Genomic DNA, 15,155 nt, shown 5'->3' with positions numbered 1-15,155 from the left:
CGACTCCCCCGCACCGCCCACCCCCACCCCCCCACGTACCCGACCCCGAGGGACCGCCGGCCGTGCCGCACTACCCCACCGACGCCTCCCAAGTTCCCGCCGATGTCTCCGAAGTTCCTGTCGCCGCCTCCCAAAGTCCGGCCGAGAACGGCGACTTCGCCGCGTACGCCACCGCGGCCTGGCCCCGCCTCGTGCGCACCGCGCACATGCTCACCGGCGACTTCCACGAGGCCGAGGATCTCGTCCAGACCACGCTGGCCAAGGTCTACGCACGCTGGCGGCGCGTCCCGCGCGACGACGTCGACTTCTACGTACGCCGCTCGCTGGTCAACAACAACCTCAGCCGGGTGCGCAAGAGACGGGTCGCGCAGCTGCTGACGCCGTTCCTGCCCGAGCGGGTGCACCAGCGCGAGCCCGGGCACGCGGAGGCCGTCGAGCAGCGGGCGGCCCTGGAGCAGGCGCTGGCCGCGCTGTCGGCGCGGCAACGTGCCGTGATGGTGCTGCGCTACTGGGAGGACCTGAGCGAGGCCGAGATCGCGCAGCTGCTCGGCTGCTCGGTCGGCACGGTCAAGACGCATGCCCGGCGCGGCCTCGCGGCCCTGCGCGCCCACCCCTTGTTCGCCGGCCGACCCCCCGTTTCCGGAGCCCGCCCATGAACCACCTCTTCCGTTCCCCGCGCCCGCCGGCCGCCGAGGCCGAGCGGCTGCGCGAGGCGTTCACCGAGGCCGCGTACGACGTCACGCCCTCCGCGGTACCGCTGGCCGCCATCGAGCGCGAGGGCCGCCGGCGCGGGCGGCGCCGCAGGACCGCCGTGCTGGGCGCCGCCTGCGGGGCGCTGCTGGTGCCGCTGGCGGTGGTGGTGCTCCGCGACGGCACGGCCTCCGGACCCGGCGAGCACGTGCGCCCGCCCGCCGCGAGCGCCGGCAGCACGAGCCCCTCGCCCTCGGCAACCGCGCCGGCGGGGAAGGTGCGGGTCGTGACACCCGGCGAGCGGGTGCGGGTCGCGCCCGGCACCAAGATCTGGTTGACCGAGGACGGCAAGCACTGGCTGGAGCCGGGGGCGCCCGGCGCCCAGTTCCGCAGCGTCACGGACGGGAACCTCGACATGAGCAGCCCCGGCGTCAGCCTCCAGCAGTCGGGGGACGGGAACAGCTACTTCCTCTCCGGCATCTTCCACGGCACGGGCGAACCGGCACGCGTCGAGGTCAAGACCGCCGCGGGCGACCGCGCCGGCACCGCGCTCACGCTCGCGGGCAAGCCCGGCTGGGGTGTCTGGTACCTGGTGATGAAGGTGCCGGACTCCGTGACGTCCACGGACAGCGTGCTCGGCATCACCAGGAGAGTCACGGTGTACGACTCGGCGGGCGGGGTGATCGCGAGCCAGGAGTTCGCGCAGTGAGGGCCGGGAAGAAGGCAGGGAAGAGGGCCGGGATGAAGGCAGCCGCGCAAGCCCCCGGGGGCAGCCCTGGCACCGGCATCGGAACCGGCACCGGAACTGGCACCGACGGCGCCCCCCTCCGCCGACGTGCCCTCCACCGACGCGCCCTCGCCCGCCTGGCCCGTCACCTCCGCGCCCGCCGTATCCGGGCCCGCCGCACCCGCGGCCGCCGGCTGCGGCGCGTGCTGGTCGCGCTGCTCGTCGTCCTGCTGACGCTCGTCGGCGCGGCCGTGGTGGCGTACAAGATGACGATCATCCCCGAGCCGCACCCGGAGACGGCGATGCAGAGCACGGTGTTCGTCGACGCGCACGGCGACTATTTGGGGCGGCGCGGGCCGGTCGACCGTCAGGAGGTGCCGCTCTCGCAGGTGCCGCGGCATGTGCAGGAGGCGGTGATCGCCGCGGAGAATCGTTCCTTCCGTACGGACACCGGGATCTCGCCGAGCGCGATCGCCCGGGCGGCGTGGTCGACGGTGAGCGGGGGCGGCCGGCAGGGCGGTTCCACGATCACGCAGCAGTACGTGAAGAACGCGCTGCTCAGCCCACAGCAGTCGTTGTCCCGCAAGGCGCGGGAGGCCCTGATCGCGATCAAGCTGGACCGGACGAGGTCGAAGGACGAGATCCTGGAGGGCTACCTCAACACGGTGTACTTCGGCCGGGGCGCGGCGGGCATCCAGGCGGCGGCACGCAACTACTTCGGCGTGGACGCGAAGAACCTGACCGTCAGCCAGGGAGCCGCCCTGGCCGCCATCGTCAACATCCCCTCGTACTACGAGAAGGCGGGCTCGGACGCGAAGGTGACGGCGAAGCTGACGGACCGGTGGGAGTGGGTGCTGGACGCGATGGCCGACAGCGGAGCCATCACACCGGCCCAGCGCGGCGCGGCCCGCTTCCCGGCGTTCCGCTTCTATCCGCCCGGTGACACCGACGGCCAGCGCCAGTACCTGATCGACGTGGCCGCCGCGGAGGCCGCCGACCGGCTGGGCATCACCCAGGACGAGCTGGCCCGCGGCGGCTACACCGTCCGCACCACCTTCGACCTGACGGCCCAGGACGCGACGGCGGAGCTGGTGGCCGACCAGCCGGCCGAGAAGGACACCCGGCTCCATACGGCGGTGGTCGCGCTGGTCCCCGGCGACGGTGCGGTCCGGGTCCTGTACGGCGGCGCGGACTACGCCCGCCAGCCCTTCAACGACGCGCTGCACGGAGCGGTGGAGGCGGGCACGGCGCTCCTGCCGTTCACGGTGAGGAAGCTGGGCCCGCCCCTGACCACCCTGGGGAAGTCCGCCGCGCCCACCCCGCTCCGGCTGGCCGCCGCGTACGCCACGGCGGCGGCGAACGGCACCTACGCCCAGCCCTACACCGTCCAGAAGATCACCCGCGGGGGCCGCACCGTCTACGCGGCCCACCCGGACACGCGCACCGCGATGGACCGGCTCGCCGTGGACGTGGCCAACAAGCTCGTGTACTCCGAGGGCGGCCCACTGCCCACGTTCACCGGCAGTGCCGGCACGCGCACGCTCTGGCACACCACGTATGACGAACGACTCGCCGTAACGGTCGCCCTCTTCGCCCAGCACCCCGCCCACGGCAAGCACCCGGCCCGAACGGCCCAGCTCCCCGCCACCGTCTCCGCTCTCGCCTCCCGCGTCACGGCGGACGTACGCCACAGACTGGCGCCGTCGTCGTCCTGGAGGAAGTCCGGGGAGAACGTCCCGGTACCCGCGCCGACAGCCACGAAGCTGTCCGGCGGCTGAGAGCCATGAACCCCGAGTCGGAGCGGGATCGAGACCATCAGGCCCTACCGCCCGCCGAAATAGGGCCCATACTGGCTACACGATGTCGAAATCCTCCGCGCCCCGGCGCCACCTGCCCACCAGCCCCTTCGCTGCCCCGGTCATCCCCGTGGCCAAGGAGTTCAGCCTCGGAGACCGCGTCTCCCACGACCAGTACGGCCTGGGCACGATCGTCGGCGTCGAAGAGGGCATCGCGATGCTCGTCGACTTCGGCGCCCGCCAGGTCCGCGTCCTCAGCCCCTACACCCGGATGGACCGGCTCTGACCCACTCCGTGTGACGTAATCGCACCCCGGCCACCTCACCCCGCGACAGCGGCCTCCGCAGGTTGCCGGGGTCGCGGTGTGCGGCGGTCCAGATGGACGACCACATGCGTGTGGAAGCGGTCGACGGACTCGTCGACACTGCGGATGAAGCCGGATTCGGCGTTGCCGCGGGTGTTGCCCATGCCCCGGAAGAGGGACAGGCGGAAGCCCGTGATCGGGGCGCCGTTCTTGGGGAGGATGTCCGCAGGCTCGGGGCGCAGGCGCTCCAGGGTGCCCCGCGGACCACTTGTCTGCCCCTCGAGGAGGGTTTCGACGTGCAGGTCGGCCGGCGCCTCGTCCAGCTGACGGACGAGCCGCTTGGCCCAGGTGAGCGGGTAGCCCTGTTCGGGTGCCGCGATCTCGATGGACGTACGCAGCTTGCCGGTGCGCAGGTCCGCGCAGAGCGCGAGGACGCCGGGTGTGCCCTCGATGCGCAGCTCGGCGTCCAGTTTTCCTTCGAGGCACAGCTGATCCGCCAGGTCCGCGCGCCGCGCCCGGGGGTCCGTGCCCCGTTTGGCCCGCTGAACGGGGAGCACCTTCTGGCCCAGTTCACCGCCCAGCCGTAGGCACACCTGCCGCACGAGCCGTTCCCAGCTCTCGACGACATCCACCGCGCGCGGATCGCCCTGGCACAGGGTCTCGTCGTCGATGCCGTTGCGCACGGGCACCCAGGCCGGGCCCATGTTCTGGAAGCCGTGGCAGCCGGAGTTCTCGTGCTGGAGGTAGTGCAGTAGTTCCTGGAGCAGCCAGGCGTGCGCGGCGTTGGCGACGCCCTCGTGGCGGATCAACATCTGTGCCTGGTGGGTGACGTCGGCCCAGGACAAGTGCCGGAGGGCGACCTTGTTCTTGCGCCGTCCGTCCGTCTTGACGTCGACGAGAGGGCTGCCGTCCAGTTCCACGTCGTTGGACACGGTGATCACTGCCTCGTAGCCCCGCCGTGCGGCGATGTCGACGTACGCCTGCACCTGGTCCGGCTTGAGGGAGTTCCCGTTCGTCTTCGTCTCCACGAGCGCGGTCCACAACTTGCCCGCCCGCTCCACGCGGATGACACCGTCCGGCCGTCGCGGAGAGTCCCCGTTCGGCAGTGAGACCTCCGTGAACGTCTCCATGCGTCCGGCCGGTGCCCCGAAGGCCGCGGTCAGTCTGCGGCCGAACTCCGGCACCTGTGCCATCACCGACAGCAGGACGGACGTCGCCCGGGTCTCCCGCTCGCGGTCGCTCTTCAGGGCGGAGGCGGGGAAGAGCCGTGCCGTGCGCCAGGCGTCGTTCTCGGCGAGGGGCTTCTTGGCCACCTTGGGCAGCGTCACCTTCTTCTTGGCGGTACGGGGGCGGGGTGCGGCCTTCGCGGGCACGGCCTCCACCGGCGCGGGCACCGCCTGCGCCCCGACGGCCGGTTCCGGTGCCTCGACGGACACGGCCTCGACCGCTGCCTCGATGGCCGGCTCCCCCGCCTCTGCCTCTGCCTCCGGCTCGGTCTCGGCGGCGTCGTCGATGTCGACGCCGAAGTCGGTGGCCAGTCCGGCCAGGCCCGACTCGTACCCCTGCCCGATCGCGCGGAACTTCCAGTCCCCGCCCCGACGGTAGAGCTCACCGAAAAGCAGCGCGCCGACCGTACCGGCGTCTTCGATGGAGTACCGCAGCAGGCTCTCCCCGGAGCCGTCCGCGAGAGTCAGCCGCAGGTCGTGCAGGTCCCCGAATCCGGCACCCTCATACCGGCTCGCCGCCACGACGATCTGCTCGATCCCCGGCGGAATGGCGGTGAGATCGAAGGTGATGCGGTCTTCGTTGCCGTCGGCCGTCGGCGCCTTGCCCAGGACCTGCACGCTTCCGTCGGGCGCGACGGGGTTGTTGTAGAAGTAGAAATCGGCGTCACTGCGTACTTTGCCGTCGGCGGTCAGCAGCAGCACGGAGACGTCCGCGTCACCCTCGCCCGTCGGACTGCTCCAGCTCAGGCTCACCATCACCGAGTCGATGTCCGCGCTCAAAGACGCCAGACCGACGTTGGCACCCTTGATCATTTCGTGCATGAGGCCCCCCAGATGCACAGCCGCGCAGGAGCCCCCCGGCGGCCTGTTTCGTAGCGATGTGTGACGCGCCCCACACGCGGCGCATCAAGCGAACCTTAGCGTTCACCTCGGAATACTGGCGTCGGTTCGCCATTGCCGTTGTCCGCATTGCGGAACACCCCACCCTCGAACACCCCCCTCGAACGGCCCACACCGCTAGCCGTCCCCCAGCCCGCCGCACAGGCTGGCCGTATGACTGCCCCGGCGCGTGATGACCTTCCCTTCGACGATCTCGCCGACTTCGAGAACGCCGATCGGGGGTTCATCGCGGCGTTGGCGCAGGGTGTGGTCAGGGACGAGGAGGGGCGCGTCGTCTACGACGGGGACGCGTACGCGTTCTTGGACGGTGAGTGTCCACAGACCGCGCATCCGAGTCTGTGGCGGCAGGCGCGGTTGTGTGCGCGGCAGGGGTTGTACGAGGTCACCGAGGGGGTCTATCAGGTTCGGGGGCTCGATCTCTCGAACATGACCGTCGTCGAGGGGAAGCACGGCGTGGTCGTCGTCGACCCGCTGATCTCCGCCGAGTGCGCGGCGGCCGCCCTCGCGCTCTACCGGGAGCACCGGGGACCGCGGCCCGTGACCGGGCTGATCTACACGCACTCGCATGTCGACCACTTCGGCGGGGCCCGCGGGGTGCTGCCGCACGGCAGTGAGGGCGGGCTGCCCGTGCTCGCCCCGGAGGGGTTCCTGGAGCACGCGGTCAGCGAGAACGTCCACGCGGGCAACGCCATGCTGCGGCGGGCCGCGTTCATGCACGGGCAGCACCTGCCGAAGGCGCCGGACGGGCAGATCGGCACCGGGCTCGGCACCATCACCTCCACCGGGAGCGTCGGCCTGATCGCGCCGACCGTGGACATCACCCGCACCGGGCAGGAGGAGACCGTCGACGGGGTGCGGTTCGTCTTCCAGCTGACGCCCGGCACCGAGGCACCCGCCGAGATGAACTTCCTGCTGCGCGACCAGCGCGCCCTGTGCGTCGCCGAGAACGCCACCCACACCCTGCACAACCTGCTCACCCTGCGCGGCGCCCTGGTCCGCGACGCCCGCGTCTGGGCCCGCTACCTCGACGAGACGATCGACATCTTCGGCGATGCGTACGACGTCGCGTTCGCCTCCCACCACTGGCCCACCTGGGGGCGCGAGAACGTCGTCCGGTTCCTCGGCGAACAGCGGGACCTGTACGCGTACCTGCACGACCAGACCCTGCGCCTCCTCAACAACGGTCTCACCGGCCCCGAGATCGCCGAGGAGCTGCGCCTGCCGCCCGACCTGGAGAACGCCTGGCACGCGCGCGGCTACTACGGATCCGTGAGCCACAACGTCAAGGCCGTCTATCAGCGGTACATGGGGTGGTACGACGGCAATCCCGCCCACCTCTGGGAGCACCCGCCCGTCGAGCTCGCCCGGCGCTACGTCGAGCTGGCGGGCGGCACGGAGCAGGCGCTGGCGAAGGCCCGTACGTACGCCGACGGCGGCGACCTCCGCTTCGCCGCCACGCTCCTCAATCACGTCGTCTTCGCCGACCCGGCGAGCACCGCCGCCAAGGAAGCCCTCGCCGGCGTCTACGACCGGCTCGGGCACGGCGCCGAGAACGGCACCTGGCGCAACTTCTATCTGACAGCCGCCCTGGAACTGCGCGAGGGCCCGACCGGCAGCGACATCGACACCGCCGGCTCCGAGATGGCGTCCGCGCTGACCGTGAGCATGCTCCTCGACTCGCTCGCCGTCCGCATCGACGGCCCGCGCGCCTGGAACGAACACCTCACCCTCGACCTCGTCGTCATCGACGAACAGCGCCGCCACCGCGTCAACCTCCACCACGGGGCACTCACCCATCGCAGCATGCCGGTCCACCACACACCGAAGCCGCACGCGGGACTGACGCTGATCCTCACCCGGCCCGAACTGCGCGGTCTGCTCGCCGGCCAGGGCCTCGCCGGCATCGAGACCGACGGCGACACGGAACTCCTGGCCCGCCTGCTCTCGTACGTCTCCGAGCCGGACAAGGCCTTTCCGGTCGTCACGCCGTAGCCACCGGGCGGGCTGGCGGCGCTCGTACGGGTTGTCGGACTGCTTCACCGTCTTCACCGACGTGGCGTCCAGCAGTACCACGCAGTTCCCCGCGCCCCTTTTAGGGGCGCGGGGAACTGCGCAATCTTTTAGGGGGTCTGGGGGCGCAGCCCTCAGGAACGGGATGGGACGGGTAGGGGCGGCGGGGGCGAGGAACCGCCCGGCCTCAGCTAGCGGGCGGGGTGTGGGGCGGGGTCTTGCCCGACATGACGTCCTGGAGGCGTTGGGTGCCGGCCTCGACGGCCTGGACGGTGGAGTTGCCGTCGGAGCCGTTGAGGCCGCCGTTGGTGACGTAGATGCCGTTGTCGCCGACCCGTACGGCACCGATGTCCAGGGTCAGCGTCGAGGGGTTGCCGTCGAGTTCACCGGTCATGGTCATCTGCAGCCCCACCCGCGCGTCACCCACGTCGGGCGGCGACGCCGAGACGACCTGGACGGTCTGCCGCCCGCCCTTGTTGTCGACGGCCGTGAACTGGTCGCACTTCGTCGGCAGCGTCTGCATCCACGCCAGCTTCGAGTCCAGCCCGGCCCGGTCGTACGCGGCGACCTGGTAACGCATCTGCGCTTCGTTGTCGCTGTCGTCGAAGCCGGTGACGGCCTGGGCGCCCTTCGGCGTACCCAGCAGGTCCTCCGCGTACAGACCGTCGAGAAGCTGCTGGCAGTCGGCGGCGTCCCCCTTGTTCTCGATGAAGGCCGACGCGTCGACCTTGCTCTTGAGCAGCGCGTCCCGCCAGGTCGCCGCGCCCTGCGTCTCGGTCCACTGCGACCCCAGGTCGGTGTTGGTGATCAGTGCGCTCTGGGCCTGGGCCTCGGTGAGCGCGGGCGTGGCGGACACGCTGGGCGACTTGGCGGGGGACTCCTTGGCCAGGGCGGACGCGGAGACCTCCGTATGGCCGGAACCGCTGTCCCCGCCGCCGTTCGAGCACGCGGCCGTCGACAGCAGCATGCCCGCGGTCAGGGCGGACGCGAGGAGACAGGACGACGGACGGTTCATGACGGAGGCCTCCCGAGGACGCGGTGTGTCCTCCCACGCCACCACCGGGCACGCTCGCCCACCAGCGCACGGAGCCGTCCGGGTGAGCACGCCCCGGCGCGCCGGGGCGTGTCCCTCGGCGGACGCCGTCCGTGGGTCTGTTCGTGGCTCTGTCAGAGTGGAGGTGATGCATCTGCCCCAGGGATCTTCAGCGAGCCCCAGCGACCGTTTCGAAGACGACGACTACCCCGCGTACACGATGGGCCGCGCCGCCGAGATGATCGGCGCCACCCCCGCGTTCCTGCGCGCCGTCGGCGAGGCGGGTCTGATCACCCCGCTGCGGTCCGAAGGCGGCCACCGCCGTTACTCCCGCCGCCAGCTGCGTGTCGCGGCCCGCGCCCGCGAGCTGGTCGACCAGGGCACGCCGGTCGAGGCGGCCTGCCGCATCGTCACCCTGGAGGACCGCCTCGACGAGGCCCTGCGGCTCAACGCGGAACTGCGCCGGTCGGCGACGCAGGACGCCTGACCGCCCGCTCTGCGGGGTGTCCGGCCGGCCCGAATATCTGTTTCGGCCAGTGCAGAATTTGGCTCGTGGCGACGTCAGGTTTTTTTATTCCCCGGGTCGGGGTGAGATAGTGCGCGCCCTCCCGGGCTCGTATCGTGCTAGTGTCGTTATCAGTTGCAGTTGTGGTTCCCAAAGTTTTTCCGGTGCATTTTCCGGACGGGGCAATCATTGCGGCGACGCGAGTCCACACAGTGTGGGCTCTCGAGCTTTGCCCCGAAGGAGATTTTGATATGGCTACTGGCACCGTGAAGTGGTTCAACGCGGAAAAGGGCTTCGGCTTCATCGAGCAGGACGGCGGCGGCGCCGACGTCTTCGCTCACTACTCGAACATCGCCACCCAGGGCTTCCGTGAGCTCCAGGAAGGCCAGAAGGTGACGTTCGACGTCACGCAGGGTCAGAAGGGCCCGCAGGCGGAGAACATCGTCCCCGCCTAGTCTGGGACCGCTGACGCCTGACTTCTGAGTCGGTTGATGCATACAGGTGGCCGGGGCCAGCACCGCGAGGTGCGGCCCCGGCCATCTGCTTTTCCCGACTGTTCCTGCTAATGAATTCCCGGGAAATTTCTCGGACGCCGAGCGCGCGCTCCTACCCGCTTTCCGGTCCCGCGAAACTCAGGACCCCACCCGGTGAACGGCGGTCACACCGCCAGCACCGCACGGACCGTCTTGCCGCCGAAGCCGGTGCTGACGACCTCCAGGCTGTGGGCGAGTTCCTGGACCATCGCGAGCCCGCGCCCGCTCTCCGAGTCGGTGTTCAGCGGGCCGACGCGCGGGCGCCCGGGGCTGTCGTCGTGGACCTCGACGGTCACCTGCCCGTGCCCCAGCTGCAGCCGCAGCCGACAACCGGTGCGGCCGTGCCGTACGGCGTTGGCGACCAGTTCTGAGGCGATCAGCGTGGCGTCGTCGACCTGGTCGGCGGTCGGTGCCGCCATTCGTGGCCGCGGCCGGGTGAGAAACGCCGACGTCAACCTGCGGGCCCTGCCCGCCGAGACGGCCGTACGGGGCAGTGTGTACTCCACGCGGGCGGTCGGCCGGACGGCGCGCTGGTGCGCACGCATGACGGACACCTCTCTTCCCCTCCCAGGACAACCAGCACCCGACGGCTCCATCCCCGCCGGCCGGGATCCGCGCGACACGCTGCGCGGCCGGTCCTGCTTTCGGGTGATGCCCGCCTCTGGTGATCCGCAACCAGGGCCGTACGTCACAAAGCCGCTAAGGGTGTACGGCGGTGGGGGTGGTGATGCGCGTGAGTGCTTCGGCCGCGGGTTGTGTTTCGTCTGCGGGCCGGTGGGGGCCGTTCGCGCAGTTCCCCGCGCCCCTGAAGGCGCGGGGCTTCGCCCCGCGATCCCGCGCCCGCCCGGGTTCGTTGGGTGCGGGTGGGTGGGGGCTGGTCGCGCAGTTCCCCGCGCCCCTTAAGGGGCGCGGGGAACTGCGCAATCTTTTGGGGGTCTGGGGGCGCAGCCCCCAGGAACGGGATGGGACGGGTAGGGGCGGCGGGGGCGAGAACACCGCTACGGACGACCCTCCAGGCGGAAGTCCTCGTAGTCGAAGCCGGGTGCCACGACGCAACTGACCAGTACTTCCTGGTCCGTCGCCGGGCGGGCGGCCTGCCAGACTCCGCCGGGTACGAGGGCCTGGGGGCGCTCGCCGTCCTCGACGGCGGGGCCGAGGCGGACGACCGTCGGTTCGGGGTCGGGCCTGTCGCCGTCGCCGCCGAGGACGAGTTCCAGGGGGCCGCCGCGGTGCCAGAGCCAGAGTTCTTCGGAGCGCACCGTGTGCCACGCGGACGTGTCTCCGGGGGCGAGCAGGAAGTAGATGCCGGTCGCGGCGGCACGCGGGCCGGGGTAGCCGTCGGGCCGGAAGCTCTGCTCCGCGCGCCATGTCTCGACGAACCAGCCGCCTTCGGGGTGCGGCCGCATGCCGAGGGCGGTGGCTGTCGCCGGTATGCCGGACGGATTGGGGGAGGGAGAGGTCATTCACTCCTCTTAGGGCAATCTCTGGCCCCGGGTCAACGCCCCGTAGCCGCAGGGGACGATCGCTCGGCGGCTCCCGGCCCTCCGCGCAAGGCTTTCTCCAACTCCTGGTGAACTCCACGGAATGTCTGAAAGGGTGCGCAGATGCCGACCCTTCACAGAAAACTGCTAGGTCTGCTTCCCCGGATCGGGGTGCGGGTGCTGGATCTCGGATCGGGCGCGGCGGTGGTCTACCGGCGGGGTGAACGCACCCGCGTTCCGGTGGGGCCGTGGGCCGATCTGGTGGTGCGCGGCAAGGCGGCGGCCTGGAAGAACGTGGCGCTCGGGGACTCGGGTGCGCGGCTGCTTCTCGACGAGAAGGCGGCGGCGGCCGACGAACGCCGGTTCCAGGTGGCGGCCGCCGCGTATCTGTGCGGTCAGCATGTCGCCGCGCTGCTGGAGCGCTGCGAGGTGAACTGCGTCTTCGACGTGGGCGCCAACTCCGGCCAGTACGGACGGCAGTTGCGCCGCCTCGGCTACCGGGGCCGGATCGTCTCCTTCGAACCCACGGCGGAGGCGTTCGGCAAGCTCCAGAAGGCCGCCGAGGGTGATCCGGAGTGGTGGGTGCACCGGGTCGGGCTGGGGCGCGAGGACGCCACCCAGTCCATCAATGTGGGCTGGAACACCATGAACTCCCTTCTCCAGCCCAGTGATTACGGCAAGGACCGCTACAAGCGGTTCGCGAAGTCCCGTACCGAGGACATCGAGATCCGCCGCCTCGACGGCATGATGGACAAGGCGCTCGCCGGGATCACCGATCCCCGGCCCTATCTGAAGATGGACACCCAGGGGTACGACCTGGAGGTCTTCGCGGGTGCCGGGGAGCGCGTCGCCGCATTCGTCGGGATGCAGTCCGAGGTCGCCACGCTGCGGCTGTACGAGGGCAGTCCGCGGATGGCCGAGTCGATCGCCGTGTACGAGGACAGCGGATTCGAGATCACCGGCATGTACCCCGTGTCGCGGGAACCGGCCACCGGGCGGGTGGTCGAGTTCGACTGCGTGATGGTGCGCGCGGACGCGGTGCCGCCGAGTGGCTGATTACGCCGGGTACGCGTGCGTCTGTGTCGCCTTCACCGTCGCCCACACCGGGGCGCCCGGATGCAGGTCGAGTTCCGCCACCGCGACCGTCGTCAGGTCGGCTGCCAGGGGGAGTTCGCCGGTCAGGTCCACGCGGATCTGGTCGCCGTGTGTTTCCAGGCCGCCGACCCGGCACTGCCACAGGTTGCGGGCGCTGGAGCCGGTGGGGCGGTCGCGGTAGAGGGTGACGGCGCCGGGCGGGAAGGCCACGAACACCGGGCCGGTCAGGTTCTCGGTGGTGGTGATCGTGGTCGTCGCCGTGCCCGTGCCGGCGTCTGTGCCTGTGTCCAGCTGGACCTCGTGGCCCTCGGCCTGCCCCTGGTAGAGGTTGAGGCCGACCAGCTGGGCGATGTAGTCGGTGCGCGGATGGCGGGCGATGTCGGAGGGGGTGCCCTCCTGGACGACCCGGCCGTGTTCGACGACCACCAGCCGGTCGGCCAGCACCATGGCGTCCAGCGGATCGTGCGTCACGAGTACGGCGACGGCCTCGAAGCCGGCCAGATGGCGCCGGAGCTGGGCCCGGACGTCGAGGCGCGTGCGGGCGTCCAGCGCGGCCAGCGGTTCGTCGAGCAGGAGCAGCCGGGGGTGCGTGGCCAGGGCGCGGGCGAGGGCGACGCGTTGTGCCTGGCCGCCGGAGAGACGGCGTGGCTTGGCTCCGGCGTGGTCGGCCAGCCCCATGCGCTCCAGCCATGCCGCCGCCTGCGCCCGGGCCTCCGCCTTGGGCACGCCCTGGCAGCGCGGTCCGAAGGCGACGTTGTCGAGTGCGGTCAGGTGCGGGAAGAGCAGATAGTCCTGGAAGACGACGCCGACGGGGCGGGACTCGGGCGGCGTACGGTCCAGGGCCGCGCCGTCCAGCCGCAGGTGGCCGCCGTCCGACAGGGGGGCGAGTCCGGCCAGGGCGCGGAGCGCGGTGGACTTTCCGGCGCCGTTGGGGCCGAGCAGCGCGACGACGTCACCGGGCGCGGCCGACAGCGACACGTCGAGGTGGAAGGAGCCGCGGTGGACGACCAGGCGGGCGTCCAGGCCCTTGCCGGAGGCGGACTCGGTGTCGGGGGTGGGGATGAGGTCCGTCATGACGCCGCCGTCATCCACCGGTCGCGCAACCCCGCGAGGACGGCGATCGACACCATCAGCAGCACCAGGCTCAGCGCGATCGCGGCCGCCGGGTCGCTCTGCAGGGCCAGGTAGACCGCCAGCGGCATCGTCTGCGTACGGCCGGGGAAGTTGCCCGCGAAGGTGATCGTCGCGCCGAACTCGCCGAGTGCGCGGGCCCACGCCAGTACGGAACCGGCCGCGATGCCGGGCGCGATCAGCGGCAGGGTGACCCGGCGGAACGCGGTGAAGCGGGAGGCGCCGAGGGTCGCGGCGGCCTCCTCGTAGCGCGGGTCGGCGGACCGCAGGGTGCCCTCCACGCTGATGACGAGGAACGGCATCGCGACGAACGCCTCGGCCACGACCACCCCGGCCGTGGTGAACGGCAGGGTGATCCCGAACCACGAGTCCAGCCACTGCCCGACGACGCCGTTGCGGCCGAGGGCGAGGAGCAGCGCGACACCGCCCACCACCGGGGGCAGGACGAGCGGCAGGGTGACCAGGGCCCGTACGAAGCCGCGCCCCGGGAAGTCGGTCCGGGCGAGGAGCCAGGCGAGCGGCACGCCGAGGACCAGGCTCACCGCGGTGGCCGCCGTCGCGGTGAGCAGGGACAGCTGGAGGGCCTGCCAGACCTCCGGACTGGTCAGCTGCTCCGGCAGGCTGCGCCAGGGAGCCCGGACGAGCAGGGCGATCAGGGGGAGGAGCAGGAAGGCCAGGCCGGCGAGTGCGGGCAGCAGCAGGGGAAGCGGAGCCCCACGGCGCGTGCCCGTCCCGACGCGCCGACGCCGCGGCCCACCCGTGAGGGTGTCGGCCGCGGCGTCCGGCTTGCCCAGCTGCGTGGTCACGGCTTGAGGAACCCTGCCGCCGTCAGCACCTGCTGGCCCTCGGCGGACGTCACGAGCTCGATGAACGCCTTGGCCGCGGCCGCGTTGGGCGCGTCCTTGAGGAGGGTGATCGGGTAGTCGTTGATGGCCTTGGCCGACTCGGGGAACTCCACGCCCTCCACCTTGTCACCCGCCGCCTTCACATCGGTCTTGTAGACGACGGCGGCGTCGGCCTCCTTCAGCTCCACCTTCGTCAGGGCGCTCTTGACGTCCTGCTCGTACGAGACCGGGGTGAGCTTGAGGCTGCTGGCGTCCAGCGCCTTCTGCGCGGCGGCGCCGCACGGCACCGTCTTGTCGCAGAGTACGACCTTGAGACCGGACTTGGTGAGGTCCTTCAGGGAGGCGACCTTGTCGGGGTTGCCGGGCAGGGTCGCGATCTCCAGCTGGTTGCGGACGAAGGTGGCCGGGGTGCCGACCCCGTCCTTCGCGTCGGTCACGATCGCCATCGTCTTGGGGCTCGCGGCGGCGAAGACGTCGGCCGGGGCTCCCCCGGTGATGCTCGCGGCGAGCGTGTCGCTGCCGCCGAAGCTGAAGGTCACCTTCGTACCGGGGTGGGCCTTCTCGAACTCCTTGCCCAGCGTCGTGAAGCTCTCCTTGAGGGAGGCGGCGGCGAAGACGGTCACCGTGCCCGACAGCTTCGGCGACGCGGCCGACGAGGACGACGGGTCCGACTTGGCCGACGAGTCGTCGGAGGAGGAGCAGGCGCTCAGGGCCAGCAGCGCGGCGGCACCGGCACCGGCCACCTGCAGGGTCCGGCGGGTCCGGCGGGCGTAACGGGTCATCACGGGTCTACTCCCTCTGAAGCTCTGATGCTCTGAGCTGTGCGGCTCTCACAAGCTTTAGCCGTGCATACGCAGATCATACTTCCGCATATGCAAG

General features: G+C 71.2%; 15 protein-coding genes. 8 read left to right on the top strand and 7 right to left on the bottom strand.

Going from position 1 to position 15,155, the window contains the following annotated elements:
- Positions 1 to 191: 191 nt before the first annotated feature.
- From OIC96_RS23630 to OIC96_RS23615, 4 genes are all read left to right on the top strand, one after another.
- Positions 192 to 656 carry a SigE family RNA polymerase sigma factor gene (locus OIC96_RS23630; protein WP_330310202.1) on the top strand — a complete coding sequence of 155 codons (465 nt, stop codon included), beginning with the start codon at positions 192 to 194 and terminating at the stop codon, positions 654 to 656.
- Positions 653 to 1,399, top strand: coding sequence for a hypothetical protein (locus OIC96_RS23625; RefSeq protein WP_330305912.1), 747 nt, complete (start codon positions 653 to 655; stop codon positions 1,397 to 1,399). Before OIC96_RS23630 ends, OIC96_RS23625 begins: the two co-directional genes overlap by 4 nt.
- A gap of 32 nt (positions 1,400 to 1,431) precedes the next feature.
- A complete protein-coding gene (locus tag OIC96_RS23620; protein WP_330305913.1) occupies positions 1,432 to 3,195 on the top strand; it encodes a transglycosylase domain-containing protein in 1,764 nt (587 codons plus the stop codon).
- Positions 3,196 to 3,277: 82 nt separating this feature from the next.
- The gene (locus tag OIC96_RS23615) at positions 3,278 to 3,499 is read left to right on the top strand and encodes a hypothetical protein (protein ID WP_327430204.1); all 222 of its coding nucleotides are present in this window, start codon (positions 3,278 to 3,280) and stop codon (positions 3,497 to 3,499) included.
- 35 nt (positions 3,500 to 3,534) lie between these two features.
- On the opposite strand, the gene OIC96_RS23610 is transcribed toward OIC96_RS23615, so the two are convergent.
- Positions 3,535 to 5,565 (bottom strand): TerD family protein, encoded by a 2,031-nt coding sequence (locus OIC96_RS23610; protein ID WP_330305914.1) that lies wholly within the window; start codon positions 5,563 to 5,565, stop codon positions 3,535 to 3,537.
- A 231-nt stretch (positions 5,566 to 5,796) separates the two neighbouring features.
- On the opposite strand from OIC96_RS23610, the gene OIC96_RS23605 reads away from it, so the two are divergent.
- Positions 5,797 to 7,635: an alkyl/aryl-sulfatase gene (locus OIC96_RS23605; protein ID WP_330305915.1), complete on the top strand. Its 1,839-nt coding sequence runs from the start codon at positions 5,797 to 5,799 to the stop codon at positions 7,633 to 7,635.
- Positions 7,636 to 7,840: 205 nt separating this feature from the next.
- On the opposite strand, the gene OIC96_RS23600 is transcribed toward OIC96_RS23605, so the two are convergent.
- A complete protein-coding gene (locus OIC96_RS23600; RefSeq protein ID WP_330305916.1) occupies positions 7,841 to 8,668 on the bottom strand; it encodes a hypothetical protein in 828 nt (275 codons plus the stop codon).
- A 166-nt stretch (positions 8,669 to 8,834) separates the two neighbouring features.
- On the opposite strand from OIC96_RS23600, the gene OIC96_RS23595 reads away from it, so the two are divergent.
- Both OIC96_RS23595 and OIC96_RS23590 read left to right on the top strand, forming a co-directional pair.
- Positions 8,835 to 9,173, top strand: a complete 339-nt coding sequence (locus OIC96_RS23595; protein ID WP_327430208.1) for a MerR family transcriptional regulator — start codon at positions 8,835 to 8,837, stop codon at positions 9,171 to 9,173.
- 269 nt (positions 9,174 to 9,442) lie between these two features.
- Positions 9,443 to 9,646, top strand: coding sequence for a cold-shock protein (locus OIC96_RS23590; RefSeq protein ID WP_010986199.1), 204 nt, complete (start codon positions 9,443 to 9,445; stop codon positions 9,644 to 9,646).
- A 203-nt stretch (positions 9,647 to 9,849) separates the two neighbouring features.
- Here the strand turns inward: OIC96_RS23590 and OIC96_RS23585 are convergent, their stop codons facing one another.
- Together OIC96_RS23585 and OIC96_RS23580 are read right to left on the bottom strand one after the other, a co-directional pair.
- Entirely contained in the window at positions 9,850 to 10,269 is a 420-nt protein-coding gene (locus tag OIC96_RS23585; protein WP_330305917.1) for an ATP-binding protein, read from the bottom strand.
- Positions 10,270 to 10,722: 453 nt separating this feature from the next.
- Complete coding sequence (locus tag OIC96_RS23580) at positions 10,723 to 11,187, bottom strand: cupin domain-containing protein (protein WP_330305918.1); 465 nt, start codon at positions 11,185 to 11,187, stop codon at positions 10,723 to 10,725.
- 141 nt (positions 11,188 to 11,328) lie between these two features.
- On the opposite strand from OIC96_RS23580, the gene OIC96_RS23575 reads away from it, so the two are divergent.
- Positions 11,329 to 12,261 (top strand): FkbM family methyltransferase, encoded by a 933-nt coding sequence (locus tag OIC96_RS23575; RefSeq protein WP_330305919.1) that lies wholly within the window; start codon positions 11,329 to 11,331, stop codon positions 12,259 to 12,261.
- On the opposite strand, the gene OIC96_RS23570 is transcribed toward OIC96_RS23575, so the two are convergent.
- From OIC96_RS23570 to modA, 3 genes are read right to left on the bottom strand one after another with little or no spacing between them, the layout of a single operon-like run.
- Positions 12,262 to 13,374, bottom strand: coding sequence for an ABC transporter ATP-binding protein (locus OIC96_RS23570; protein ID WP_330305920.1), 1,113 nt, complete (start codon positions 13,372 to 13,374; stop codon positions 12,262 to 12,264). It lies immediately after the preceding gene.
- On the bottom strand, positions 13,371 to 14,237 hold the full coding sequence (locus OIC96_RS23565; protein ID WP_330305921.1) for an ABC transporter permease: 867 nt from the start codon (positions 14,235 to 14,237) through the stop codon (positions 13,371 to 13,373). Before OIC96_RS23565 ends, OIC96_RS23570 begins: the two co-directional genes overlap by 4 nt.
- Positions 14,234 to 15,058: a molybdate ABC transporter substrate-binding protein gene (gene modA / locus OIC96_RS23560; protein ID WP_330305922.1), complete on the bottom strand. Its 825-nt coding sequence runs from the start codon at positions 15,056 to 15,058 to the stop codon at positions 14,234 to 14,236. Before modA ends, OIC96_RS23565 begins: the two co-directional genes overlap by 4 nt.
- Between the last annotated feature and the right edge of the window lie 97 nt (positions 15,059 to 15,155).

The organism is Streptomyces sp. NBC_00775 (assembly GCF_036347135.1).
GTDB classification, from domain to species: domain Bacteria; phylum Actinomycetota; class Actinomycetes; order Streptomycetales; family Streptomycetaceae; genus Streptomyces; species Streptomyces lutosisoli.
This window is presented reverse-complemented; position numbering and strand designations above follow the sequence as displayed.

Bases quoted from the DNA above. Each gene is read 5' to 3' on its own strand.
- OIC96_RS23620 (WP_330305913.1), top strand. From the start codon at position 1,432: ATGAAGGCAGCCGCGCAAGCCCCCGGGGGCAGCCCTGGCACCGGCATC.
- OIC96_RS23585 (WP_330305917.1), bottom strand. From the start codon at position 10,269: ATGCGTGCGCACCAGCGCGCCGTCCGGCCGACCGCCCGCGTGGAGTAC.
- OIC96_RS23575 (WP_330305919.1), top strand. From the start codon at position 11,329: ATGCCGACCCTTCACAGAAAACTGCTAGGTCTGCTTCCCCGGATCGGG.
- OIC96_RS23605 (WP_330305915.1), top strand. From the start codon at position 5,797: ATGACTGCCCCGGCGCGTGATGACCTTCCCTTCGACGATCTCGCCGAC.
- OIC96_RS23590 (WP_010986199.1), top strand. From the start codon at position 9,443: ATGGCTACTGGCACCGTGAAGTGGTTCAACGCGGAAAAGGGCTTCGGC.
- OIC96_RS23595 (WP_327430208.1), top strand. From the start codon at position 8,835: ATGCATCTGCCCCAGGGATCTTCAGCGAGCCCCAGCGACCGTTTCGAA.
- OIC96_RS23610 (WP_330305914.1), bottom strand. From the start codon at position 5,565: ATGCACGAAATGATCAAGGGTGCCAACGTCGGTCTGGCGTCTTTGAGC.
- OIC96_RS23570 (WP_330305920.1), bottom strand. From the start codon at position 13,374: ATGACGGACCTCATCCCCACCCCCGACACCGAGTCCGCCTCCGGCAAG.
- OIC96_RS23615 (WP_327430204.1), top strand. From the start codon at position 3,278: ATGTCGAAATCCTCCGCGCCCCGGCGCCACCTGCCCACCAGCCCCTTC.
- OIC96_RS23625 (WP_330305912.1), top strand. From the start codon at position 653: ATGAACCACCTCTTCCGTTCCCCGCGCCCGCCGGCCGCCGAGGCCGAG.
- OIC96_RS23600 (WP_330305916.1), bottom strand. From the start codon at position 8,668: ATGAACCGTCCGTCGTCCTGTCTCCTCGCGTCCGCCCTGACCGCGGGC.
- modA (WP_330305922.1), bottom strand. From the start codon at position 15,058: ATGACCCGTTACGCCCGCCGGACCCGCCGGACCCTGCAGGTGGCCGGT.
- OIC96_RS23580 (WP_330305918.1), bottom strand. From the start codon at position 11,187: ATGACCTCTCCCTCCCCCAATCCGTCCGGCATACCGGCGACAGCCACC.